At 73.9% G+C, this 21,746-nt stretch carries 20 protein-coding genes; 10 read left to right on the forward strand and 10 right to left on the reverse strand.

All coding sequences use genetic code 11. The features are described from left to right. Nucleotides 1–86 precede the first annotated feature (86 nt). The 5 genes from OG767_RS21845 (at nt 87) to OG767_RS21865 (ending at nt 2,219) form a co-directional block, all read left to right on the forward strand. Complete coding sequence (locus OG767_RS21845; protein WP_405090277.1) at nt 87–665, forward strand: DsbA family protein; 579 nt, start codon at nt 87–89, stop codon at nt 663–665. A gap of 33 nt (nt 666–698) precedes the next feature. Next, nucleotides 699–974, forward strand: coding sequence for a hypothetical protein (locus tag OG767_RS21850; RefSeq protein WP_396771933.1), 276 nt, complete (start codon nt 699–701; stop codon nt 972–974). Then, nucleotides 971–1,258 carry a ribbon-helix-helix domain-containing protein gene (locus OG767_RS21855; RefSeq protein ID WP_107156908.1) on the forward strand — a complete coding sequence of 96 codons (288 nt, stop codon included), beginning with the start codon at nt 971–973 and terminating at the stop codon, nt 1,256–1,258. Before OG767_RS21850 ends, OG767_RS21855 begins: the two co-directional genes overlap by 4 nt. A 206-nt stretch (nt 1,259–1,464) precedes the next feature. Then, nucleotides 1,465–1,896 carry a hypothetical protein gene (locus tag OG767_RS21860; protein ID WP_107156907.1) on the forward strand — a complete coding sequence of 144 codons (432 nt, stop codon included), beginning with the start codon at nt 1,465–1,467 and terminating at the stop codon, nt 1,894–1,896. Nucleotides 1,897–1,943: 47 nt separating this feature from the next. Continuing rightward, nucleotides 1,944–2,219: a hypothetical protein gene (locus OG767_RS21865; protein WP_405090278.1), complete on the forward strand. Its 276-nt coding sequence runs from the start codon at nt 1,944–1,946 to the stop codon at nt 2,217–2,219. A gap of 44 nt (nt 2,220–2,263) precedes the next feature. On the opposite strand, the gene OG767_RS21870 is transcribed toward OG767_RS21865, so the two are convergent. From OG767_RS21870 to OG767_RS21880, 3 genes are all read right to left on the reverse strand, one after another. After that, nucleotides 2,264–2,971: a hypothetical protein gene (locus tag OG767_RS21870; RefSeq protein ID WP_405090279.1), complete on the reverse strand. Its 708-nt coding sequence runs from the start codon at nt 2,969–2,971 to the stop codon at nt 2,264–2,266. Between the two features lie 368 nt (nt 2,972–3,339). Further along, on the reverse strand, nt 3,340–4,125 hold the full coding sequence (locus OG767_RS21875; RefSeq protein ID WP_405090280.1) for a DUF4184 family protein: 786 nt from the start codon (nt 4,123–4,125) through the stop codon (nt 3,340–3,342). 22 nt (nt 4,126–4,147) lie between these two features. After that, on the reverse strand, nt 4,148–4,831 hold the full coding sequence (locus OG767_RS21880) for an HAD family hydrolase (protein ID WP_405090281.1): 684 nt from the start codon (nt 4,829–4,831) through the stop codon (nt 4,148–4,150). A gap of 208 nt (nt 4,832–5,039) precedes the next feature. On the opposite strand from OG767_RS21880, the gene OG767_RS21885 reads away from it, so the two are divergent. Beyond that, entirely contained in the window at nt 5,040–6,371 is a 1,332-nt protein-coding gene (locus OG767_RS21885) for a hypothetical protein (RefSeq protein WP_405090282.1), read from the forward strand. 24 nt (nt 6,372–6,395) lie between these two features. Here OG767_RS21885 and OG767_RS21890 read toward each other — a convergent pair whose 3' ends face one another. Beyond that, nucleotides 6,396–9,098: an MGH1-like glycoside hydrolase domain-containing protein gene (locus OG767_RS21890; RefSeq protein ID WP_405090283.1), complete on the reverse strand. Its 2,703-nt coding sequence runs from the start codon at nt 9,096–9,098 to the stop codon at nt 6,396–6,398. Between the two features lie 42 nt (nt 9,099–9,140). Here OG767_RS21890 and OG767_RS21895 point away from each other — a divergent pair, with 42 nt between their 5' ends. The 4 genes from OG767_RS21895 (at nt 9,141) to OG767_RS21910 (ending at nt 16,111) form a co-directional block, all read left to right on the forward strand. After that, nucleotides 9,141–11,084: an amylo-alpha-1,6-glucosidase gene (locus tag OG767_RS21895; protein ID WP_405090284.1), complete on the forward strand. Its 1,944-nt coding sequence runs from the start codon at nt 9,141–9,143 to the stop codon at nt 11,082–11,084. Between the two features lie 110 nt (nt 11,085–11,194). Beyond that, nucleotides 11,195–12,520, forward strand: coding sequence for a glycosyltransferase family 4 protein (locus tag OG767_RS21900; RefSeq protein ID WP_405090285.1), 1,326 nt, complete (start codon nt 11,195–11,197; stop codon nt 12,518–12,520). Nucleotides 12,521–12,596: 76 nt separating this feature from the next. Continuing rightward, a complete protein-coding gene (locus OG767_RS21905; protein ID WP_405090286.1) occupies nt 12,597–15,221 on the forward strand; it encodes a protein kinase domain-containing protein in 2,625 nt (874 codons plus the stop codon). An 80-nt stretch (nt 15,222–15,301) separates the two neighbouring features. Further along, a complete protein-coding gene (locus OG767_RS21910) occupies nt 15,302–16,111 on the forward strand; it encodes a metal-dependent hydrolase (protein ID WP_405090287.1) in 810 nt (269 codons plus the stop codon). 153 nt (nt 16,112–16,264) lie between these two features. Here the strand turns inward: OG767_RS21910 and OG767_RS21915 are convergent, their stop codons facing one another. From OG767_RS21915 to OG767_RS21940, 6 genes are all read right to left on the reverse strand, one after another. Continuing rightward, the gene (locus OG767_RS21915) at nt 16,265–16,987 is read right to left on the reverse strand and encodes a VOC family protein (protein ID WP_405094276.1); all 723 of its coding nucleotides are present in this window, start codon (nt 16,985–16,987) and stop codon (nt 16,265–16,267) included. 105 nt (nt 16,988–17,092) lie between these two features. Then, nucleotides 17,093–17,260 (reverse strand): hypothetical protein, encoded by a 168-nt coding sequence (locus OG767_RS21920; protein WP_405090288.1) that lies wholly within the window; start codon nt 17,258–17,260, stop codon nt 17,093–17,095. Nucleotides 17,261–17,272: 12 nt separating this feature from the next. Continuing rightward, on the reverse strand, nt 17,273–17,866 hold the full coding sequence (locus OG767_RS21925; RefSeq protein ID WP_107156896.1) for an NTP transferase domain-containing protein: 594 nt from the start codon (nt 17,864–17,866) through the stop codon (nt 17,273–17,275). A 143-nt stretch (nt 17,867–18,009) separates the two neighbouring features. Next, nucleotides 18,010–19,716 carry a bifunctional 3'-5' exonuclease/DNA polymerase gene (locus tag OG767_RS21930; RefSeq protein WP_405090289.1) on the reverse strand — a complete coding sequence of 569 codons (1,707 nt, stop codon included), beginning with the start codon at nt 19,714–19,716 and terminating at the stop codon, nt 18,010–18,012. Between the two features lie 107 nt (nt 19,717–19,823). Next, on the reverse strand, nt 19,824–20,780 hold the full coding sequence (locus OG767_RS21935) for a carbohydrate ABC transporter permease (RefSeq protein WP_374709224.1): 957 nt from the start codon (nt 20,778–20,780) through the stop codon (nt 19,824–19,826). A gap of 13 nt (nt 20,781–20,793) precedes the next feature. Beyond that, entirely contained in the window at nt 20,794–21,735 is a 942-nt protein-coding gene (locus OG767_RS21940; protein ID WP_107156895.1) for a carbohydrate ABC transporter permease, read from the reverse strand. Between the last annotated feature and the right edge of the window lie 11 nt (nt 21,736–21,746).

Genomic DNA, 21,746 nt, shown 5'->3' on the forward strand with positions numbered 1-21,746 from the left:
CCGACCTGCGACGAAGCGAAACATCACGGTCACGTGACGGTGACCGCCGCGCTGCGCGCCGACCCGTCCGCCCCTAGGTTGGGGGGATGGACGCCACCTTCTTCTTCGACCCGGTCTGCCCGTGGACCTGGCGCACCTCCCGCTGGCTCGTCGCCGTCGCCCAGGCCCGCGGCCTGGCCGTCGAGTGGCGGGCGTTCAGCCTGGCCATCCTCAACGACGGGCAGATCGCCCCCGAGTACGCCGAGGCGATGGCCGCCTCCGGCCGGGTGCTGCGGCTGGTGGAGGCGCTGCGGGCACAGGGCCGGCACGAGGACGCGGGGCGCCTCTACACCGAGCTGGGGGCGCGCAGCCACGACGCCGGGGACCCACTCGGTGACCGGACCGTCGCGGCGGCGGTGGAGGCGGCCGGCGTGACGGACGCGGCGCCCGCGCTTGACGAGGAGCGCTGGGACGAGGCGGTCCGCGAGTCGCACGCGCTGGCGTACGCCTCGGCCGGCCCGGACATCGGCTCGCCGGTGCTCATGGTGCCGGACGCCGGCCGGGGCATCCACGGGCCGATCATCACCGAGGTCCCGGGCACCGAGGACGCGCTGGTCATCTGGGACTCGATGCTGCCGCTGCTGCGCCTGGACACGTTCCACGAGCTCAAGCGCGCGCGCCGCTGACCACCGGCGTTTTACGCGTTGTACGCTGCTGTCGTGATGGAGCGTGAGTACGCCTGGACCGAGACCGGCAAGGCGAGCGCCAGCCGCCACGACGTCTCGGAGCAGGAGGCGATCGAGGCGCTCTACTCACCGCAACGCATCGAGAACCACATCGGGAGTCTGCTGCTCGCCGTCGCCGGCTTGGCGGACACCGCTCGGGTGATCATGGTGCTCTGCGAGCGGTTCGGGAAGGTCAACAGCTACGGGATCCTGGCCGTACGGCTTGCCACGCCCGATGAGGTCAAGCAGTGGATGGAGGGAACGCGATGAGCGCTGGCCGTGATCCGCGGGCGATGAGCCGCGAGGAGTTGGTCGCCTACTTCGACCGGGGCGGCGACATCTCCGAGTTGCTGCGGGACGCGACCCGGGGGCCCGACCTCGGGCCGACGCCCGCGCCGGAGAGCGTCCCGATGGTGGTGACCGGAGTCAGGCTTCCCTCGACGATCGTCCGGCAGCTCGACGAACTCGCCGGCAACGACAAGGGCGGCCGGTCCGGTCTCATCCGCCGGGCGATCGACGAGTACCTGGCCCGACACGCCGGTGAGGCGGCCTGAGCCGCGTCCCACCAGGTGAACGGCGAGACTACCGGGCGGGACGGGGCTGGACTAGCGTTTCCCTCACTCCGTGGCCCCGCGCGTCGCCACCGTTGTCGACCCGCCGCCGGCTGTCCCCCACAGCCTGCTCGATCGGTGGGTTCTCCCGGGAACCGCCGCCCCCGTGCGTGCCGGTTGGGCAGGATTCGCCCCGAGGAGGTGCCGTCGTGCAGGACACCCGCGCTCTCGCCCTGTCGTTCGAGGTGAGCGGCCTGCCCCCGGTCAAGACCGAGGCCCTGTCCATCTTCGCCGCCGGACACCGGCAGGCGACGAGGGTCCGCACCCTGCTCCAGGCCGCCTGCACGGCGGCCCAGCGCACCGGGTGGACCCCGCTCGCCGGGCCGGTCGAGGTGGACCTGACCCTGCGCTGCCCGCCCGGGCACCGGACCTCCGACGCCAGCACCCTGCTGGGCGGGGTGTGCGCGGTGCTCCAGGACAAGAAGCGGGTGTCCACCATCGGCCTCGCCCACCTCGGGGTGCTGGTCGACGTCGCGCTCTGGTCCGACGACCGGCAGATCCGCCGGCTGTCGTACGCCGAGGAGCCGGCGGAGGACTTCTCGTACCTGGTCCGGGTGGCGGCCGTACCGACGATGGTTTGACCGACGGACGCGGTGGGGTACCGCGGACGCCGACGAAGGGAGCGCCGATGTCGGAGCCACATGTCACGCTCGACCCGAGCGGGCTCGATCCGGTGCAGCAGAAGCTGCGCGGCCCGTTGGAGGATCAGCTGACCTCGGCCCTGCAGGCGGCCACCGAGCGGATCCGCGCCGGCTACGCGGGCGAGCCCGTGGAGGACGTCTGCCGGCGCCTGCTCGACGAGACCCGGTCCGGCCTGCACCCCGACATCGCGGCCGGGTTCCAGCCGGACATGGACGAGTTCTGTCGGGTGGCGGTGGCGATCGTCCGGGGCGAGACCGGCTGAGCCCGGCCCGCGCCGGCCCCGACCCGGGCGGCGCGGGCTGGTGGTCAGCCGCGCCGGACGTCGACGGAGACGACGTGGGCGCCGTCCGGGCGGGTGGACTCACCCAACCGCACCGGCAGCCGTGCGCCGTCCGGGGGACGCAGGCCGAGCCCGAAGCTCAGGTGCCCCTCGAAGTCGCCGGCCGCGGCCCAGCCGAGCAGCGTCGGGTAGCCGACCGCGGCCGGCGGCACGTCGGCGGTCCGGCCGCCCCGCGCGTCGTGTGCCTGCGCCGGGAAGAACCGCACCGACAGGTAGTTCGTGCCGGGCAACTCGACCGGGGCGCCGCGCCCCTCGGTCACCACCTGCGGCACGTACCCGACCCGGTAGGACGGGGTGGGCCCACGGAACGCGAACGTGATCCGGCTGAACCCCTCGGCGGGATGGTCGCCGACCTGCACCGACACCAGGACGGGCAGCGACGCCCCGGGCGCCGCGGTGACCGGTACCCGCACCGGGTGGGTGACCCGGGCGGACGTGCCGGGCACCCCCCAGCCCCAGGTCACCCGCCAGGGCCCGGCGGTCCCCTGGTCGGTCGACGTCGGTCGGGTGGCGGCCGGGGGCGGTGCGGCGGCCGTCGTGGCGGCCGGGGCCGATGTGCTGGCCGGGGCGGTGGTCGGTGGCGCCGGGGGCGCGCCGTCGTGGCCGGTCGTCGTGCAGGCCGCCGCGAGCAGCACGACCAGGCCGGCGAGCAGCGGTACGCGCTGGAGAGTCATGGTTCAGTGTCGCTCCGTGACCGGCCGGCGCACCAGGGGTGTGGCGCAGCGGCCCGGACGGGTCAGGACCGGGTCCGCAACTCCCCGGCCCTGACCCCGGTCGTCCGGAAGTGGTAACGGCGCACGCCGCGGGAACACGGCGGGTGCGGCACGACGCCCACGCCGGGCTCCAGACGGCGAGCCGCTCTGCCCGCACTCAGCTCCACGGTGCTCTTACCACCGGACTCCGGTGCGCCCCCGACTCACCCCGACGAGGCGTGGACGCCGGCTCAGGTTAGGCGCGTCCGCGCAGGTCGGACAAGCTTCGACCGGGCCGGGCGATTGTGATTGATGTCTATGTCGAAACGCGGCATGTCGACGTAACGGGGTCAGCCGGGCCGACGCTGTTCGTCTTCGAGACGCCGGGCGCGTTCGGCCCCGCGAACCGGCGCGGACCGGGCCGCCGCCGCGCCGGCGATGAGCGCCAGCCCGCCGACGTGGAGCGCGCGTACACCGGCCGGCCCCGGCACGGTGGCCGCCGGCAATCCGGGCAGCACCAGCGCCCCCAGACCGGTGACCGTCAGGGCGACCCGCCAGAACACCAGCGGGTTCGCCGCCGGGGCGGGCGGGGGTTCGCCGTCGAAGATCTCGCCGTCACGGGCCGCGCGGATCGCCAGCGCCACCACCAGCAGTCCGCCGCCACCACTGGCGAACACGTCCGCGAACTGGAACCAGTACAGCCCGGTCAGGCCGTGGAAGTCGGCGATGCCGATCAGCCGCGGCAGGCGCTCGCTGTGGCTGACCCGGTCCCACCCGACGTGGCTGAACGCGCCGATCAGCGCGGAACAGACCGTGACCTGCCAGGGATGCCGTACGCCGGCCAGCCCGACGTACCGGGGCCAGCCGAACAGCCGGGGCGCGGGCAGGTGCACGGCGATGCCGGCGACCACCCGGCGGGCGATCCAGGCGTACCCGAGGGCGACCGGCAGGCACCACCAGAGCAGCCCGCCGAGCGTGTGGGTGCGCATCCCGAGGTCGAACCGGGTGCCGGTGAACAGGTAGCCGACGTCCGGCGCGACCGCGCCGGTGGCCAACGCCACCCCGTCGAACCAGCGCGGTCGCCACAACTTCAGCGGCAGCACCGGCGCCAGGTGCGACGGGAACGTGAGCGGCACGTTCCGGACGTTACCGGCCGGCTCAGAAGTGTCGGGCCAGGTCGGGAAAGGCGGCGAGTCGGATCACCCGGGGGTCGGACGGGTCCAGCTCGTCGTGCTCCAGCACCCAGGTGTTCTCGTTCGGGATGAAGACCGCGTTCATGCCGGCGGCCCGCGCGGGCAGGATGTCCGAGCGCGGCGAGTTGCCGATCATCCAGGCGACCGCCGGGTCGAACGCGTGCTCGCGGGCCAGCCAACGGTAGGTGGCGACGTCCTTCTCCGGCACGATGTGCGCCGCCCGGAAGTGGTGCAGCAGCCCGCAGGCGTCGAGCTTGCGCTGCTGCTCCTCGCGCTCGCCCTTGGTGAGCAGCAGCAATTCGTGGCGGGTGGCGAGGTCGTCGAGCGTCTCCGCCACGCCCGGCATCAGCTCGACCTGGTGGCCGACCAGCGCGGCGGCGAGCTGCTCGATCTCGCGGCGTTCCCGTTCGGTGGCGGGGCGCTCCCGTAGCTTCTCCAGGCACTCGCCGAGACTGCGCAGGAAGACCTTGCTGCCGTAGCCGTGCGCCACCGCGTTGGCCCGTTCCACGTCGTCGAGCACGGCCCGGAGCTGCGTCCGGTCCAGCGTCGGGTGGTCCAACCAGGTGAGGAAATCCTCGATCACGCGCTCGAACAGGACGTTGTTCTCCCAGAGCGTGTCGTCGGCGTCGAAGACCAGCACCGATCGCATCGCACCTCCCCCGTCGCGGCCCCGCACACCCTACGTGCAAGGCGGGGCCCCCGCTTAACGCCTGTGGTAGAGCAACGGCCCCCGCTCGCCCGGGCGCTGGGGCGGGGCCCGCCGCCCGCCGGACGGACCGCGCGGACCGGCCGATCGTCGACCGGCGCGGAGCGGCTGCCCGACTGTGGATCGCCTGCTCCGGCGGGATGCTTCGACCATGACTCCCGCACCCGCCCCACCACCTCCGCAGCGGGCCCGACGCCGGCGAGTCGCGGCCATCGCCGTGGTGGCCGCGCTCGCCACCACCGCCGGCGCCCTCCCCACGGCTCCGGCCCTCGCCGTCAACGCCACGCACACCACCGTGGTCAGCGCCCGGCCGGCGGCCTGGACGCCGCACGCGCTCGACGGCACCGTGTACCGGATCCTCCAGATCGGCGACCGGGTCTACCTGGCCGGCTCGTTCACCAAGGTGCGCAACGCGAACACCACCGCGCAGCTCGCGATGCCCCGGCTGGTGGCGTTCCACGCCGACACCGGCCGGATCGACACCACGTTCAAGCCGGTGGTCAACGGCACGGTCCGGGCGCTCGCCGCCTCGGCGGACGGCCGCTCGCTCTATCTCGGCGGCGCGTTCACCACGGTCAACGGCGTGGCCGCGCCGCGGGTGGCCCGGATCGACGCGGCCACCGGCGCGCGCGTCGCCGGATTCGCCCCGGCCGCGCTCAACAACCAGGTCAACGACATGCGGCTGGTCGGCAACCGGCTGCTCGTGGGCGGCGCGTTCCAGACCGTGGGCGGGGTGACCCGGCGCGGCCTGGCCGCCCTGAACGCGACCACCGGCGCCGCCGACACCTCGGTCGACCTGCGGCTGGACGGCGCGCGGGTCACCTCCTCCGGGGCCACCTCGCCGGTCAAGGTGGAGGCGCTGGACGTCTCCGCCGACGGCGGCCGACTGGTTTTCGCCGGCAACTTCAGCACCGTGTCCGGCGCGGCACGGCACCAGCTCGCGGTGGCCGACCTGAGCGCCACCGGCGCCACGCTCTCCGGCTGGGCCACCACGCGCTACCAGCCGCAGTGCGCCAAGACGATGCCGGCCTACCTGCGCGGGGTGGACATCTCGCCGGACGGCGCCTGGTTCGCGGTGGTCACCACCGGCGGCCCGTTCCCCGGCACGCTCTGCGACACCGCGGCGCGTTTCGAGTTCGGCGCCGCCACCGCCGGCAAGCAGCCGACCTGGGCCAACTACACCGGCGGCGACACGCTGCTGTCGGTGGCGGTGACCGGCGCGGCGGTCTACGTCGGCGGCCACCAGCGCTGGCTGGACAACCCGTCGGGGCGCAACTCCGCCGGCCCCGGCGCGGTGTCCCGGCCCGGCGTCGGGGCGATCCACCCGACCACCGGCAAGGCGCTGGCGTGGAACCCGACCAAGGACCGTGGGGTCGGCACCGCCGAGCTGTACGCCACCGACCGCGGCCTGTGGGTCGGCAGCGACACGGTGACCGTGGCCGGCGAGTACCACGCCCGGGTGGCGTTCTTCCCGCTGGCCTGACCGGGCCGGGACAACGGCGCGGGCTCAGCGGCGCAGCGTGAGGATCAGGTCGGCGACAAGCGCCGTCCACCCGGTCTGGTGCCACGCGCCGAGTCCCGCGCCGTTGTCGCCGTGGAAGTACTCCGGGAAGCAGATCAGGTCCCGCCAGTCCGGGTGGGTCTGGAACAGCTGCGCCGCGCCGTAGATCGGTCGCCGCCCCCACCCGTCCCGGGTGAACAGCGAGATCAGCCGCGCCGACAGGTCGTCGGCGATCTCGTCCAGCGTCCGCTTGACCCCCGACCGGGTCGGGTACTCGACCTGGAGGTTGTCGCCGAAGAACGCGGCGTGGTCGCGCAACGCGGTGATCAGCAGGAAGTTCGTCGGCATCCAGATCGGGCCGCGCCAGTTCGAGTTGCCGCCGAACAGGCCGCTGGTCGACTCGGCCGGCTCGTAGCCGACGCTGAACTCCTGCCCGCCGAGCGTGACCGTGAACGGCTTGTCCAGGTGGGCGCGGGACAGCGTGCGCAGGCCGTACTCGGAGAGGAACTCGTCGGTGTCGAGCATCCGGGCCAGCAGCCGCACCACCTGCTCCGGGCCGACCATGGACAGCAGCCGCTGCTGGGTGCCGTCCGGGCCGAGCCGGCGGGCGCCGATCACGTCCGCGTACTCGGGGCGGTTGGTGAGGAACCAGCGCAGCCGGGCGTTCAGCTCGGGCAGGCGGCGCATGGTGCGCGTGGTGAGGCGGGTGACCGCGGCCAGCGGCAGCAGGCCGACCACCGAGCGGACCTTCAGCGGCACCTGCGTGCCGTCGGCCAGCCGCAGCACGTCGTAGAAGAACGCGTCCTCGGCGTCCCAGAGCCCCTGGGAGTACGCCGCCGCGGCGATGTACGCGAAGTGCTCGAAGAACTTCGTCGCGGTGTCCACGTACGCGCGGTCGTGCTCGGCCAGCACGATCGCCATGTCGAGCAGGTTGAGCGCGTACATGGCCATCCAGCCGGTGCCGTCGGACTGCTCCAGCGTGCCGGCCACCGGCAGCGCGGCCGAGCGGTCGAACGGGCCGACGTTGTCCAGCCCCAGGAAGCCGCCCTCGAACACGTTGTTGCCGCCGGTGTCCTTGCGGTTGACCCACCAGGTGAAGTTGAGCAGCAGCTTCTGCATCACCCGGGCGAGGAAGTCGTGGTCCCGGGCGCCGTCGATCTCGAAGACCTTCAACGCGGCCCAGGCGTGCACCGGCGGGTTCACGTCGCCGAACGCCCACTCGTACGCCGGGATCTGCCCGTTCGGGTGCAGGTACCACTCGCGGAGCAGGAGCAGGAGCTGCTCCTTGGCGAACCCGGGGTCGACCCGGGCGATGGTGACGCAGTGGAAGGCCAGGTCCCAGGCCGCGTACCAGGGATATTCCCACGGGTCCGGCATGGAGAACACGTCGAAGCTGGTCATGTGCCACCAGGCGCTGTTGCGCCCGTGCCGCCGGCCGGCCGGCGGCGGCGCCGAGCCCGGATCGCCCTCCAGCCACCGCTTGACGTCGAAGTGGTAGAACTGCTTGCCCCACATCAGCCCGGCGATGGCCTGGCGGGCGACAAGCGCCTCGTCGGCGGTCGCCGCGGCCGGGATGACGCTGTCGAAGAACCGGTTCGCCTCGGCGCGCCGGGCCCAGAGCACGGTGTCGAACCCGTCGCCCAGGTCGGCCGGGGCGGGCGGGTCGCCCGCCGGGGGCGGCGCGGTGCGGGTCAGCCGCAGCCGGATCCGCCGCTGCTCGCCGGCCGGCACGTCCAGCACGTAGTGCAGCGCGCCCTTGGTGCCGACCCGCTCCGGGTTGACGGTGGCGGCGCCGGCCACCACGTGGTCGTTGATCCCGTCCTTCGGGTACGCCGACCGCCCGCGCAGCCCCCACAGCCGCTCGGCGTTGGTCTCGTTGTCGCACAACAGCGGCGTCGGGTCGCCGTCGCCCTCCAGCAGCACCTGGCCGAGCACCCAGTGCTCGCCGACCAGCCGGGAACCGGCGCCGCGCAGCTCGGGGACCCGGTCGGCGCCCGGCAGGCCCCACGCCCAGGTGTTACGGAACCAGAGCGTCGGCAGCACGTGCAGGGTAGCGTCCTCCTCGCCCCGGTTCGCCACGGTGACCAGGATGCACATGTCGGTCGGGGACGCCTTGGCGTAGTCGACGGTGACCGCCCAGTACCGGTCGTCGTCGAAGATGCCGGTGTCCACCAGCTCGTACTCGGTGTCGTCCCGGCCGCGCAGCGCGTTCACCGCGACCAGCTCGTCGTACGGGAAGGCGGCCTGCGGGTAGTGGTACCGCCAGCGCATCCAGGAGTGCGTCGGCGTGCTGTCCAGGTACCACCAGTAGTCCTTGGCGTCCTCGCCGTGGTTGCCGCCGTCGCCGCCGAGGCCGAACATCCGTTCCTTGAGGATCGGGTCGCGTCCGTTCCACAGCGCCAGCGCGAAGCAGAACGTCTGCCGGTCGTCGCAGACGCCCGCCATGCCGTCCTCGTTCCACCGGTAGGCTCGGGACCGCGCATGATCGTGGGGAAAGTAGTCCCAGGCCGTGCCGTGCTCGCTGTAGTCCTCCCGTACCGTCCCCCACGCCCGTTCGGACAGATAGGGGCCCCATGCGCGCCAGTCCTGCTCCCCGGCATCGGCCTGGGCGAGCCGGTGCCGCTCGGGGTCGGGGGTCGCGGAGGTCGGGCGGTCGGTGATCACCCGCACATCTTCGACGCCGCCGGAGTACTTCTCCACAGCGGCCATTGTCGTCGTGGCCTGTCACACCTCGCTGCCGGTGGAGGAAAGTTGATCGACATCCGTTTCGGCCCGCAGCTCTGCGGGACGCTGTCCGCCGCCGCCGGGCGGGAATGGCTGGTCACGGACGGGCGCGGCGGCTACGCCACGGGCACCGTGGCCGGGCTGCGCACCCGGCGGTACCACGGTCTGCTGGTGGTGCCCGGCCAGACACCGGCGTCCCGCAAAGTGGGACTCGTGAGCCTCGACCCGGCGGTGACGCTGCCGTCCGGTCGCCAGGTCCGGCTCGGCGCGCACGAGTGGAACTCCGGCGTGGTCGACCCGCGCGGCTTCGAGTTGCTGGAACGCTTCGACCTCACCGACGGGGTGCCGCGCTGGCGGTGGCGCATCGGCGACGTGGTGATCGAGCGGGAAGTCGCCATGACGTACGGCCGGTCCTGCGTCGCCGTGGTCCACCGGCTGGTCTCCGGCGGCCCGGTCCGGCTGGACCTGGCCGCGGCCTGCACCTGGCGGGACGCGCACGGCGAGCGACGGGCCGACGGTCCCGTCCCCCGGCTGGAGCCGGTGGCCGGCGGCGCGGTGGTCGACGGCGCGTTCCGGCTCGCCGGGCCGGACTGGACCCCGGAGGGCCAGTGGTGGCTCGGCGTCCACCACCGGGCGGAGGCCGCCCGCGGCCTCAATCCCGACGAGGACCTCTGGTACGCGGGCCGGTTCTCCGGCGCGCTCGACGAGCCCGGCGCGACGGTGACGGTGACGGCCTGGGCGGACGACCTGGCCGAGGAGCCGCCACCGGCGACCGCCGTGGTCGAGGCGGCCCGGCGGCGCAGCCGGGCGGTGGTGGCCGCCGCGAAGCCCGCCGACGCGGTCGAGGCGACGCTGGCGCTGGCCGCCGACGCGTTCGTGGTCCGCACCGCCACCGGCCCGGACGTGGTGGCCGGCTACCCCTGGTTCGGCGCCTGGTCGCGGGACACGATGATCTCCTACGAGGGGTTGTTCCTCTGCGCCAACCGGGCCGACGAGGGCCGGGAGCTGCTGCGCGCGTACGCGGGCACGCTGAGCGAGGGCATGTTGGCGAACACCGCCGACACCGGCCGGGTCGAGCACAACACGGTCGACGCCACACTCTGGTTCCTGCACGCGGTGAGCCGGCACGTCACGGTCACCGGCGACACCGACCTCGGCGACGAGTTGCTGCCCGCGCTGCACGGCGTGGTCGAGGCGCACGTCGCCGGCACCCGCTACGGCATCGGCGTCGACCCCACCGACGGGCTGCTCACCCAGGGCGGCCCGCCGGACGTGGCGCTGACCTGGATGGACGCCCGCGTGTACGGGGTGCCGGTGACCCCGCGTACCGGCAAGCCGGTCGAGGTGAACGCGCTGTGGATCAACGGGCTGGCCGGGCTCGCCGAGTTGACCGAGCTGGCCGGCCGGGACGCCGGCGCGCTGTGGACGCTGCACTCCCGGGCCACCACGTCGTTCCGCGACCGGTTTCCCGCGCCGGCCGGCTGGCTGCACGACGTGGTGGACGCGCCGGCGCCCGCGTACCCGCTCGGCGGCGCCCCGCACCACGACGACGACCTGCTGCGCCCCAACCAGCTCCTCGCCTGGTCGCTGCCGTTCGCGCCGCTGGAGCCGGACGAGGCCACGCTGCGCCGGCTCACCGAGGCGTTGTTCACCCCGCTCGGGCCGCGCAGCCTCGCCCCCGACTCCCCCGGCTTCACCCACCGGCACCGGGGCGGCCCGGCCGAGCGGGACTCCGGCTACCACCAGGGCACGGTCTGGCCGTGGTTGACCGGGCCGCTGCTCGACGCGTACCGGAAGGCTGGCCTGCCCACCGCGGACCTGCTGGTCGGGCTGGACGGGCACCTGGTCGAGGACGGCCTGGGTTCGGTGAGCGAGACCGCCGACGGCGCGGCCCCGCACACCGCCACCGGCTGCCCGTTCCAGGCCTGGTCGGTGGCGGAGCTGCTGCGCGCGCGGCGGATGCGCCGGTAACGCGTTACAGACCGGCAACCGGCGCGTCTCCGCCGGTTAGCGACGCCTGGGCAGGATGGGTCGCGACCCCGCCGACGGTTCGGGGACGTCCACAACTCCAAGGGGGCCGCGTGTCAGCTGACGCCGAAGTGATCGACATCCAGCCCGCCCGGCGCCTGCGGGTGCTGCTGCTCTCCTGGGAGTACCCGCCCGTGCTCGTCGGCGGCCTCGGCCGCCACGTGCACGCGCTCTCCGTCGCCCTGGCCGCCGCCGGGCACGAGGTCACCGTGGTCACCCGGCACGCCGAGGGCGCGCCGCTGGAGGAGTACGCCGACGGCGTGCGCGTGCTGCGTGCCGCCGAGGACCCGGTCCGCTTCCCGCTCGCCACCGGGTCGCTGCTGGCCTGGACCATGGCGTTCAACCACACGCTCACCCGGGCCGCGCTGCGCGCCGCCGAGTCCGGCGCGTACGACGTGATCCACGCCCACGACTGGCTGGTCGCGCACACCGCGATCACGTTGGCCGAGCACCTGGACGTGCCGCTGGTGACCACCATCCACGCCACCGAGGCGGGCCGGCACCAGGGCTGGCTGCCCGCGGAGATGAACCGCACCATCCACGGCGTCGAGCACTGGCTGAGCAACGCCTCCGCGCGGGTGATCGCCTGCTCCGGCTACATGCGCGACCAGGTGGCCCGGCTGTTCGAGCTGCCGACCGGCCGGATCGACGTGGTGGCCAACGGCGTGGACGACCGCGTCTGGCGGGCCCGCCCGCAGGCGGTCGCCGCCGCCCGCGCCCGCTTCGCCGGCGACGGGCCACTGGTCGGGTACGCCGGCCGGCTGGTCTACGAGAAGGGGGTGCAGCACCTGGTGCACGCCGTGCCGCGCCTGGCCGACCGGCACCCCGGCCTGCGGGTGGTGATCGCCGGGGACGGGCCGTACAAGGACGAGCTGGTCGACCAGGCGCACCGGCTGCGCCTCGGCGACACCGTGCGGTTCGCCGGCTTCCTGGACGCCACCCAGCTCCCGGCGGTGCTCGCCGCCACCGACGCCACCGTGATCCCCAGCCTCTACGAGCCGTTCGGCATGATCGCCCTGGAGGCGGCCGCGGCCGGCGCACCGCTCGCGGTGGCGCGGACCGGCGGGTTGGCCGAGATCGTCGAGCCCGGCGTGACCGGGGTGACGTTCCCGCACGGCGACCCGGACGCGCTGGCCGGCGCCGTCGACCGGCTGCTCGGCGACGAGGTCTTCGCCCGCCGGGTGGCGCGCAAGGCGCGCGCCATGGTGTCCCGGCAGTACGCCTGGTCGGCCATCGCGGCCCGCACCGCCGCCAGCTACGCCGCCGCCCGGCGGGAGCACCACACGTTCCAGACCCGGCGTGCCGCCGCGATGCTGGCCGGGGGCCGGTCCGCGGTGGCGATTCCGGAGGGAAATCTGCTGGCCGGAGCGGCGAGCTGAGGCGACCCGCCCGGACGGGATAGGTACCGTCCGATCCGTTGGCTATTGTGGACCACGACCAGCGGTGAGGAGTGCGGTGCGGGACGTGGTGATCGCCGGACGATACCGCCTGATCGAGCTGGTCGGCCGCGGTGGGATGGGCCAGGTCTGGCGCGCCCGGGACGAGGAGCTCCAGCGCGAGGTCGCGGTGAAGCAGGTCGTCCCACCGAACTGGCTGGCCGAGCACGAGCGGGACGAGCTGCGCGCCCGGACGCTGCGCGAGGCGCGCACGGCCGCGCGGCTCAACCACCCCAACGTGGTCCGGGTCTACGACGTGGTGCGGGTCCAGGGCGACCCATGGCTGATCATGGAGTACGTCCCGTCCCGGTCGTTGCAGGAGCTGATCGAGGCCGACGGCCGGCTGCCGCCCCGGCGGGCCGCCGCGATCGGGATGGCGGTGCACGCCGCACTGCGCGCCGCGCACGAGGCCGGTGTGCTGCACCGCGACGTGAAACCCGCCAACGTGCTGCTGGCCCGGGACGGCCGGGTGCTGCTCACCGACTTCGGGCTGGCCGTGTTCGAGGGCGGGGACGGCGCCATGACCCGTCCCGGGCTGGTGCTCGGCTCCCCGCAGTACGTCGCGCCGGAGCGCGCCGCCGAGGGCGTGTCCAGCATCGAGGCCGACCTGTGGTCGCTCGGCGCCACGTTGCACGCGGCCGTGGAGGGCCGGTCCCCGTACGCCCGCAGCACCGCGATGGCGACGCTGGCGGCGCTGGCCAGCCAGCCCCCGGACCCGGCCCCGCACGCCGGCCCGCTGATGCCGGTGCTGGTCGGGCTGCTGCGCCGCGACCCGCGCCACCGGCTCGGCCACGACGACGTCGCCGGGCTGCTCGCCGACGCCGCCGAGCCGGTCACCGACGCCCCACCCCGGCCGGCCATCGACGCCCCGACCGTGCCCAACCAGCCCGTCCCGTCCGACCGCCGCACGTCCGGAGCGGGGCGCGCGTCCGCAGCGGGGCACGGGTCCGCAGCGGGGCGGGGCTCCGGGATCGGGCCGGCCGTTCCGCCGCTGACCGGGTCCCGGATCGGCGTCCCGCCGGTCCCCCGGCCCGCCCCCACCGTCCCACCGCTGAGCGGCTCCAGCATCGGCGTCCCGCCGGTGCCCCGGTCCGACCCGGCCGAGCCGCCGGCGAGCGGAACCGGCGGCGGTGCCCCACCGGCGGGCGGGAGCACCCGGACCGTCCCGCCGGCCAACGGGGCCCGGTCCCCGGTTCCGCCCGACGGTGGGGTCGGACCGCCACCGACGGGTCCGACCGGCCGGGCCGGGGCGCCCTCGACCTCCGGTGAGGTGCGGGCACAGCCGGACACCGTAGCGCCGGGCCGCCCGGACCCGGCCGACGGTCCGCCTCGGCGAGCACCTGCCGGCCCGGCTGCCGCTGCGGACGACGCGGACCCCGCCGTCCCGCCGACCGTGGCCTACCCGGACCTGATGCCGCCGGCCGCGGCGGCCCGGGCGTGGAGCCGGGCGGCGCTGGGCAGCGAGTGGGCGCGCCCGACCGACGGCGAGCCGGAGTCGCGGCCCGACCGGGAGCGCCGCTCGGGCGAGCCGGAGCAGCCGGAGAGCGGCGGCCGGGCCCGGGACACCCCTGACCGGCCGGTGGGCGGGTTCGGGCCCACGGTCCTGACCAGCTTCGTGGACCCGGGCAGTCCCACCGGCCCGGAGGGGCCGGCCGCCCGCGCCGACGCCAGCCCGGTGCACACGCCGGGGCTCGGCGGCGCTCCCACGACGAGCCCGCCCCCGGTCACCTCCGGCGGCCCGGTCGACCCGGCAGTCGGCCGTCCGACCGGCAGTGGCGCGCTCCGTGACGACCGCGCGCGAGGGAACGCGCCGTCAGGCGTGGTCGGCGACAGCGGCACCGCCTCCGGCGGCCTGACGCCCGGCGTGCCCGGCCGGCCCGGAACCGGTGGCATCGGCTCGCCGGACGACCCCGCCGATGTCGACCGGCGCCGGGCGGCCACCCGGCGCTGGCTCCTCGCCGCGGGGGCCGCGTTGCTGGCGGTGCTGGCCGGCGTCGGCACCGCCCTCGCCGTCAACGGTGACCACCGGCATCAGCCGGACGGTGACGACCAGGGCGCGCCGTCCGGCCAGCCCTGGGAGCGACCGCCCCCGCCCGGCCACGGTCCGGGCGGGCCGCCGCCCCCGCCGTTCCCCTGCATTCGCCCCGACGTGGCCGGCACGCCGGTGCAGAAGGGCCCGCCGCCGGCCGATCCGGCGGTGACCATACCGGCCGGCTGGGTCTGGCCCGCCGACACCGGCGGCTTCCACATCGCGCTGCCCGCCGGGTGGCTCCAGCTCCGCTCCGGCGACACCACCTGCTTCCAGGACCCGGCCACCCGGCGCATCCTGGGCGTCGAGCCGTACCCGGGTGGTGATCCGGTCGGTCGGCTGCGCTCGGCCGAGCGGGACCTCACCTCCGCCGGCCGCCTCCCCCGCTACGACAGGGTCCGGCTCGGCGCCGCCGGCGACGGCGCGGAGTGGGAGTGCCGCTGGGACGCGCCGTACGGGGAACGCATGCACGCGCTGCGGGTGCTGCCCGGCGAGGAGGCCGGGTGGACGCTGGGTCTGACCACCTCGGACGCCGACTGGGCCGCCGCCGAGGACCAGTTCGCGTTGATCCGGGACAGTATCCGGCCGATCCGACCCACCCGCACGGCGGGATGACCGGGGCGTCCCGCCGTCGCACCGACTGACTACAGTGGCGTAGTTTCGTCGATCAAGATCTTCGGGAAGGGCGAGCCGAGATGATGGGACCGTCCCACGCGCTGTCCGGCGCGGCGGTGTGGCTGACCGGCTCCTGGGCGCTGGACCAGTTCGCCGACTATCACCAGACGCCGCTGGCGCTGGCGGTGGGCACCGCGGTCTGCGCGGGCGGGGCGCTCTTTCCCGACCTCGACCTCTCCGGCAAGGTGACCCGCAACCAGGGCGGCGCCACCGTGGCCCGGACGTTCGGCGTGTTCAGCCTCTTCGTCGCCGAGGTGATGGAGAAGATCTCGCTCGGCGTCTACTACGCCACCAAGCTCAGCAAGGATCCGCGCCGCAACAACGGGCACCGCACGCTGACCCACACCCTGCCGTTCACCGTGCTGGTCGGGTGGGGCACCACCGCGCTCTGCGCCCACTACGGCAAGTGGGCGGTGGTCAGCATCCTGTTCTTCATGATCGGCCTGGCGTTGCGCGGGCTCTTCGACGAGTGGGCCGAGCGGGCCGGCTGGGTGGTGGTCACGCTGGTGTCCGCCGCCGCGGCCTGGTTCACGTTCGCCAACCTGCCCGGCGACCGGGGCTATCCGATGATCGGCCTCGCGGTGGGCGTGGGCTGCTTCGTGCACATCCTGGGCGACATGATCACCCGGGCCGGGGTGCCGATCCTCTGGCCCATCCCGATCAGACGGCGGATGTGGACGATGATCGGGCTGCCCAACAAGATCGCGCTGCGCACCGGCAGCAAGGCCGAGACGGTCGTGCTGCGGGGCGCGCTGACCGTGCTGGCCGTGCTCGCCGCGCTGGGCCTGGTCGCGCCCTCGGTGCTGCAACGCTTCGACATCCAGGTCTGACGCGGGGCAGCAGCGCGGCGGTGACGCCTCTGGACCTGGCCTCGGACCGCCTGCAAACCTGATGGCGTAAACGACTCAGGACCGTCGGCCGGCGGGAGCCGGGTCTGAACCGTCCACGCCATCAGGTTCGTAGGTGTTCGACGTCGGCCGGCCTCAGCGGGGCGTCAGCAGGCAGAACTCGTTGCCGTCGGGATCGGCCAGCACCACGTCGTCGGCGGTGTGCCGGCCGGCGCCGACCCGCGTCGCCCCGAGCGAGAGCAGCCGGTCGATCTCCGCTTCCCGGTCGCCGTCGGCCGGCGGCGCGAGATCCAGGTGTACGCGGTCCCGGCCGTGCCTCGGCATCAGCGGCGGACCGCTCCAGGTGACCTTCGCTCCGCCACGTGGCGACTGGATCGCGGTCTCCTGATCCTGGTCCCAGACCAGCGGCCAGCCCAGCGCAGCGCTCCAGAAGTAGCCCACCGCCTGCGTACCGTCGCAGTTCACCGCGCCGACGGACCCGCAGCCGGCGAGGAAGCTGTTGCCCGCCTCGATGACGCAGAACTCGTTGCCCTCGCGGTCGGCGAGCACCACGTGCCCTTCCTCCGCGCCCTGGCCGATGTCGACGTGCCGCCCGCCGAGCCCGATCGCCCGGGCCACCGTCTCCCGCTGCGCCTCCGGCGACGCGCTGGTCAGGTCGAGGTGGATGCGGTTCTGCCCGGCCTTCGGCGTCCCGGTCGGCAGGAACCGGATGCGCAGGCCGGCGTCGCCGTCGGGCCGCAGCGCGACCCCCTCGTACGGGTCGTCGACCACCTCCCGGCCGAGCAGCTCCGCCCAGAATCGCGCCAGCCGTAGCGGCGTCTCCGCGTCGACGCTGATCGCGTAGAGGTGGCTCGTCATCGCGCTGCTCATCTCCGATCCGCCGTCCGGCCCGGTCCGGCTGGTGGCTCAGACTAGGGAAGAACGCCGCCACCCACAGCCGAATATCGGCAGGCGGGGCTGGCATCAGTGCTCGACCTCACCGAGCCGCTCGATGAGGTCGGCGCGGGTCTGCCGGGCGCTGGACAGGTAGTCGGCGAACATCTGCGGCACCATCTGGTGGCGGGCCAGCAACAGGCAGCTCGGATGCGACCGGCCTTGGACACGCTCACCGGCATGTCGGATGCCTGACATCCCCCGGACCGATCAGGCGCCGATGCGCTGCTCGGGGATGGAGAGGCCGTAGAGCGCCATCAGCTCCGGGCTGTCGATCCGGCTGCCGTCGGCCACCGCGTCGCAGGCGATGTCGACGATCTGGTCCTTGTGCGCCAACAGGTAGGGCCGGGCGCCGACGTCGGCGCTGGCCAGCGTGGCGATTCCGGGCCAGTGCCGGCGGCCGAACAGCATCGGGTAGCCGCGCAGGCCGTCGTAGGTGGCGCAGACCAGCACGTCCGGGTACGGCAGCGCGGTCACCCGGCGGACCGCCACCTCGGTGAGCCCGGGCATGTCCACCGGCACCACGACGACCGCCTCGATGCCGTCGTCGGTCAGCGCGGCGAGCCCGGCCCGGATCGAGGAGCCCACGCCGGTGCCCCAGGCGCGGTTGACCACGACGGTGGCGCCGGTCAGGTCGGTGGTCCGCCGCACCTGCTCGGCCGCCGCGCCCAGCACGACCACGACCTGCGCGCAGCCCGCGTCGGTCATCGTGTCGATCATCCGGCGGACCAGCGGCTTCTCGCCCTGGTGCAGCAACGCCTCGGGACCGCCGATGCGGCGTCCCCCACCCGCGGCGATGATCATTGCAGCGATCCGGTTCAGCGGTGCCCCCTCGACCAGGGGGACGGACCGGGCACAGCCGCGCCCGGTCCGTCCCGTCGTACGCACAACGGGCCCAACGAGCACGGCGGCGAGCGAGTAGCGGGGCAAAACGGAAAAATGTGTGGCTATGCCGCGTCGGCGTAGCAGTCCACCGTGGACAGGTCGAGCGGGAACCGGACCGGGGTGTCGCCGAACAACAGCCGGGTGGCCCGCGCCCCGGCGGCGGAGACCGCCTCGGTGACCGCCGCCGCCTCGTCGACCGGACAGTGCACCATCACCTCGTCGTGCTGGAAGAAGACCAGCTCGGCAGCGGTGCCGGCCAACTCGGTGCGGAGCGTGGCCAACAACGTCGACGCCCACTCGGCGGCCGTGGCCTGGATGACGAAGTTGCGGGTGAACCGCCCCCGGGACCGGGCCGCGCGGGCGGCCGGGCCGTGCGGGTCCACCGGGCCGTCCGACACCGCCTCGTCCCCGTCGGTGAACCCGACCGCGCCCGGCGGGCAGGTACGCCCCAGCCACGACCGGACCAGCCCACCCGCCTCGCCGGTGCGGGCGGCGGCCTCGACGTACCCGAACGCGGTCGGGTAGTTCTTCCGCAGCACCGCCAGCGCCGGCACCGCCGCGCCGCCGGTCTGCCCGTACATGGCGCCGAGCAGCGCCACCTTGGCCCGGGCCCGGTCACCGGCGAACGCGTCCCGGGCCAGCGCGGCGTACAGGTCGCCGGCACCACCGGCGGCGGCCAGCCGCTCGTCGCCGGAGACCGCGGCGAGCACCCGTGGTTCGAGCTGGCCGGCGTCGGCCACCACGAACGTCCACCCCGGGTCCGCCACCACGGCCCGCCGGATCACCTTCGGGATCTGCAACGCGCCGCCGCCGCGGGTCGCCCACCGGCCGGAGACCACGCCGCCGGGGACGTACTCCGGGTGGAACCGGCCGCCGGAGACCCAGGCGTCGCGCCAGGCCCAGCCGTGTGCCGTCCAGATGCGGTACAGCTCCTTGTATTCCAGCACCAGCGGCACCGCCGGATGCTCCACCCCGCGCAGCACCCAGGCCCGGGTGTTCGGCAGCTCCACCCCCACGCGGGCGAACGCCCGCAACAGCTCCGCGGGCGAGTCGGCGTGCAACCGGCGTACGCCGAACGCGGCGGCGATCCGGGCCTGGAGCTCGGCCAGCCGACGGGGTGGCCCGCCGACCGGGGACGCCTCGCCGAGCAGCTCGGCCAGGATCGCGTCGTGCACGTCGGCACGCCAGGGCAGGCCGGCCGCACCCATCTCGACGGCGATCAGCGCGCCGGCCGACTCGGCGGCCACCAGCAGCCGGAACCGGCCGGGGTGGGTCGTGGCGGCGATCCGGGCGAGCTGGTCGGCGTACACCCGGGTCAACGCCGTGATGCCCGGGCCCGGCGGGCCGGCCGGCGGGTCGAAGAGCGCGCCCTGGCCGTGGCCGGGCGGCTCGGGCGGGCGGGGCGTCGGGTCCGGCGGGACCGGCGCCCCGGTCAGCCGGGCCCAGGCGGCGGGCAGCGCGCGTGGCTCGCCCCAACGGCCCGCGTGCCCGAGCAGCAGCGTCTCGGTCAGCTCGACATCGTGGCAGCGGTCGAGCCGGACGCCGGCGCGCAGCAGCGCCGGATAGACCGCCGCCCCGCCGGCCCACACCCAGCGGGGCCGCTCGGCCGCCTCCCGGGCGCCGACGGCGGCGGCAAGATCCGCCACCTCCTCGACCGCCCCGGCGGGACGGCCGTCACCGTCCAGCGGTTGCAGCACACCGCCGCCCCGCTCCCCCGCCCCCACCGCCACGACCCCCACAGACGCGATTCTCCCTCGCCCCACCGACACCCTGCGCGGGAAAGGAGGGGCCCCTTGTTAACGCCTGCGGTAGAGAAGGGGCACCTTCTCACCGCGAGGTGTTAACAGGGGGCCCCTCCTTCCCCGCGACGGTGGGGCTACTTGCCGACGCCGGCGGTGAGGCCGGACTGCACCTGGCGCTGGAAGACGATGTACACGATCAGCACCGGCAGCATCGCCATGGTCACGCCGGCGAACAATCCGGACCAGTCGGACTTGTAGCCCTGGTTGACCGACAACTCGATCAGCCCCTGCGCGATGACCTGGTGCTTCGGCTCACCGGCCACCGACTGCATGAGCAGCGTCGGCAGGTACCACTGGTTCCACTGGCCCAGCACGTTGAAGATGCCGATGCTGATCAGGCCCGGCTTGGCCATCGGCAGCATCACGCTGAAGAACGTGCGGGTGTGCGAGGCCCCGTCCACCGACGCCGCCTCCGCGATCGAGTCGGGCAGCGTCCGGAAGAACGAGTGCATGAAGAAGATCGTGAAGGACAGCGACCAGGCCACGTAGACCAGGATCAGCATCACGTGCTTGTTCGGGCCGAGCAGCGGGAAGCTGACCCCGGTGTTGTAGACGCCCTTGAACAGCGGCACCGCGGCCAGGTAGATCGGCAGCGTCAGGCCGGACAGGAACATGTAGTAGATCAGCCGGTTGCCGCGGAACTCGAACCGCGCCAGCGCGTACGCGGCCATCGAGCCGAGCAGCATGGTCAGCGTGACGCTGCCGACCAGCACCAGCAGGGTGTTCAGGAAGAACGAGCCGAGGTGCCCCTCGGTCCAGGCCCGGCCGAAGTTCTCGAAGTGTAGTTTGTCCGGGATCAGGGACAGCGGCTCGCGGATGACCTCCGAGTCGTCCTTGAGCGCGGACATCACCACCCACAACAGCGGGTAGATGACCATCACGGCCCAGACCACCAGGAAGATGTGGGAGAAGCCGTTGAAGATCCGGGCGCCGACTCCGCCGCGGTGCCGCTCCCCCCGGCGTACGGGGGCAGCCCCGGACCCGCTGGTGGCCTGTCCGGCCCGGTCGAGATCGGATGTCGCCGTGCTCATCGCCGCGCCTCCTTCAGTACTCGATACGGTCACGACGGGTGATCCTCAACTGCACGGCGGCGAGCAGGATCGTGAAGATGGCCAGCGCGACGCCCATCGCGCAGGCGTAGCCGAACTGGCCCTTCTGGAACGCGGTGAAGTTGAGCACCGACGCGAAGATCTCGCTGGCGTGGTTCGGCCCGCCCTGGCTCGGCGTCATGACGAAGACCAGCGCGTACATGTCCAGCGCGATGAAGCCCAGGTAGACCCAGGCGACCGAGATGCTGTCCCGCAGCAGCGGCAGCGTCACCTTGAAGAACGTGTGGAACCGGCCCGCGCCGTCGAGGATCGCGGCCTCGTAGATGTCCTTCGGGATCGACTGCATGGCGGCCGAGAAGAGCACCATGTAGAAGCCGGCGCCGCTCCACACCGCGATGAGCAGCAGCCACCACAGCACCGCCGGCACGCCGAGGAACGGCTCCGGGTCGGCGGTGAACGCGATCGGGTTGTCCGCGTCCACCAGCCCGATCTTGATCAGCAGGCCGTTGATCAGGCCCTGCCCGTCGGTCCGGTAGATCTGCTGCCACATCACGGCGATGACCACAAGCGACAGCACCTGCGGGAAGAAGAAGATCACCTTGTAGAGCGCGGAGCCGAAGACCCCGCGGATGCCGGCCCTGTCCTCGCGTCCGCCCACGTTGAGCAGGAACGCGAGGAACAGGGCCAGCGCGATCGTGAACAGCGGCACGGTGACCAGGAAGAACACGTTGTGCCAGAACGCCTTCCGGATCAGCTCGTCGGAGAACAGCCGGACGTAGTTGTCCAGCCCGACGAAGCGCTGGGAATCCGAGTACCCACCCCAGTCGGTCAGCGAGTAACCCGCCGCCTGGGCGAACGGCCACACCACGTAGAACAGGTACAGCGCGACGGGCAGGGCCAGGAAGCCCGTGACGAAACGCGCGACTCCGTGCCGCATTGGACTCACTT

Origin of the sequence: Micromonospora sp. NBC_01392 (assembly GCF_045040125.1) — a bacterium.
In the GTDB taxonomy this organism is placed as follows: Bacteria; Actinomycetota; Actinomycetes; order Mycobacteriales; family Micromonosporaceae; genus Micromonospora.

Bases quoted from the DNA above. Each gene is read 5' to 3' on its own strand.
- OG767_RS21845 (WP_405090277.1), top strand. From the start codon at position 87: ATGGACGCCACCTTCTTCTTCGACCCGGTCTGCCCGTGGACCTGGCGC.
- OG767_RS21855 (WP_107156908.1), top strand. From the start codon at position 971: ATGAGCGCTGGCCGTGATCCGCGGGCGATGAGCCGCGAGGAGTTGGTC.
- OG767_RS21865 (WP_405090278.1), top strand. From the start codon at position 1,944: ATGTCGGAGCCACATGTCACGCTCGACCCGAGCGGGCTCGATCCGGTG.
- OG767_RS21870 (WP_405090279.1), bottom strand. From the start codon at position 2,971: ATGACTCTCCAGCGCGTACCGCTGCTCGCCGGCCTGGTCGTGCTGCTC.
- OG767_RS21880 (WP_405090281.1), bottom strand. From the start codon at position 4,831: ATGCGATCGGTGCTGGTCTTCGACGCCGACGACACGCTCTGGGAGAAC.
- OG767_RS21885 (WP_405090282.1), top strand. From the start codon at position 5,040: ATGACTCCCGCACCCGCCCCACCACCTCCGCAGCGGGCCCGACGCCGG.
- OG767_RS21890 (WP_405090283.1), bottom strand. From the start codon at position 9,098: ATGGCCGCTGTGGAGAAGTACTCCGGCGGCGTCGAAGATGTGCGGGTG.
- OG767_RS21910 (WP_405090287.1), top strand. From the start codon at position 15,302: ATGATGGGACCGTCCCACGCGCTGTCCGGCGCGGCGGTGTGGCTGACC.
- OG767_RS21915 (WP_405094276.1), bottom strand. From the start codon at position 16,987: ATGACGAGCCACCTCTACGCGATCAGCGTCGACGCGGAGACGCCGCTA.
- OG767_RS21920 (WP_405090288.1), bottom strand. From the start codon at position 17,260: ATGTCAGGCATCCGACATGCCGGTGAGCGTGTCCAAGGCCGGTCGCAT.
- OG767_RS21925 (WP_107156896.1), bottom strand. From the start codon at position 17,866: ATGATCATCGCCGCGGGTGGGGGACGCCGCATCGGCGGTCCCGAGGCG.
- OG767_RS21935 (WP_374709224.1), bottom strand. From the start codon at position 20,780: ATGAGCACGGCGACATCCGATCTCGACCGGGCCGGACAGGCCACCAGC.
- OG767_RS21940 (WP_107156895.1), bottom strand. From the start codon at position 21,735: ATGCGGCACGGAGTCGCGCGTTTCGTCACGGGCTTCCTGGCCCTGCCC.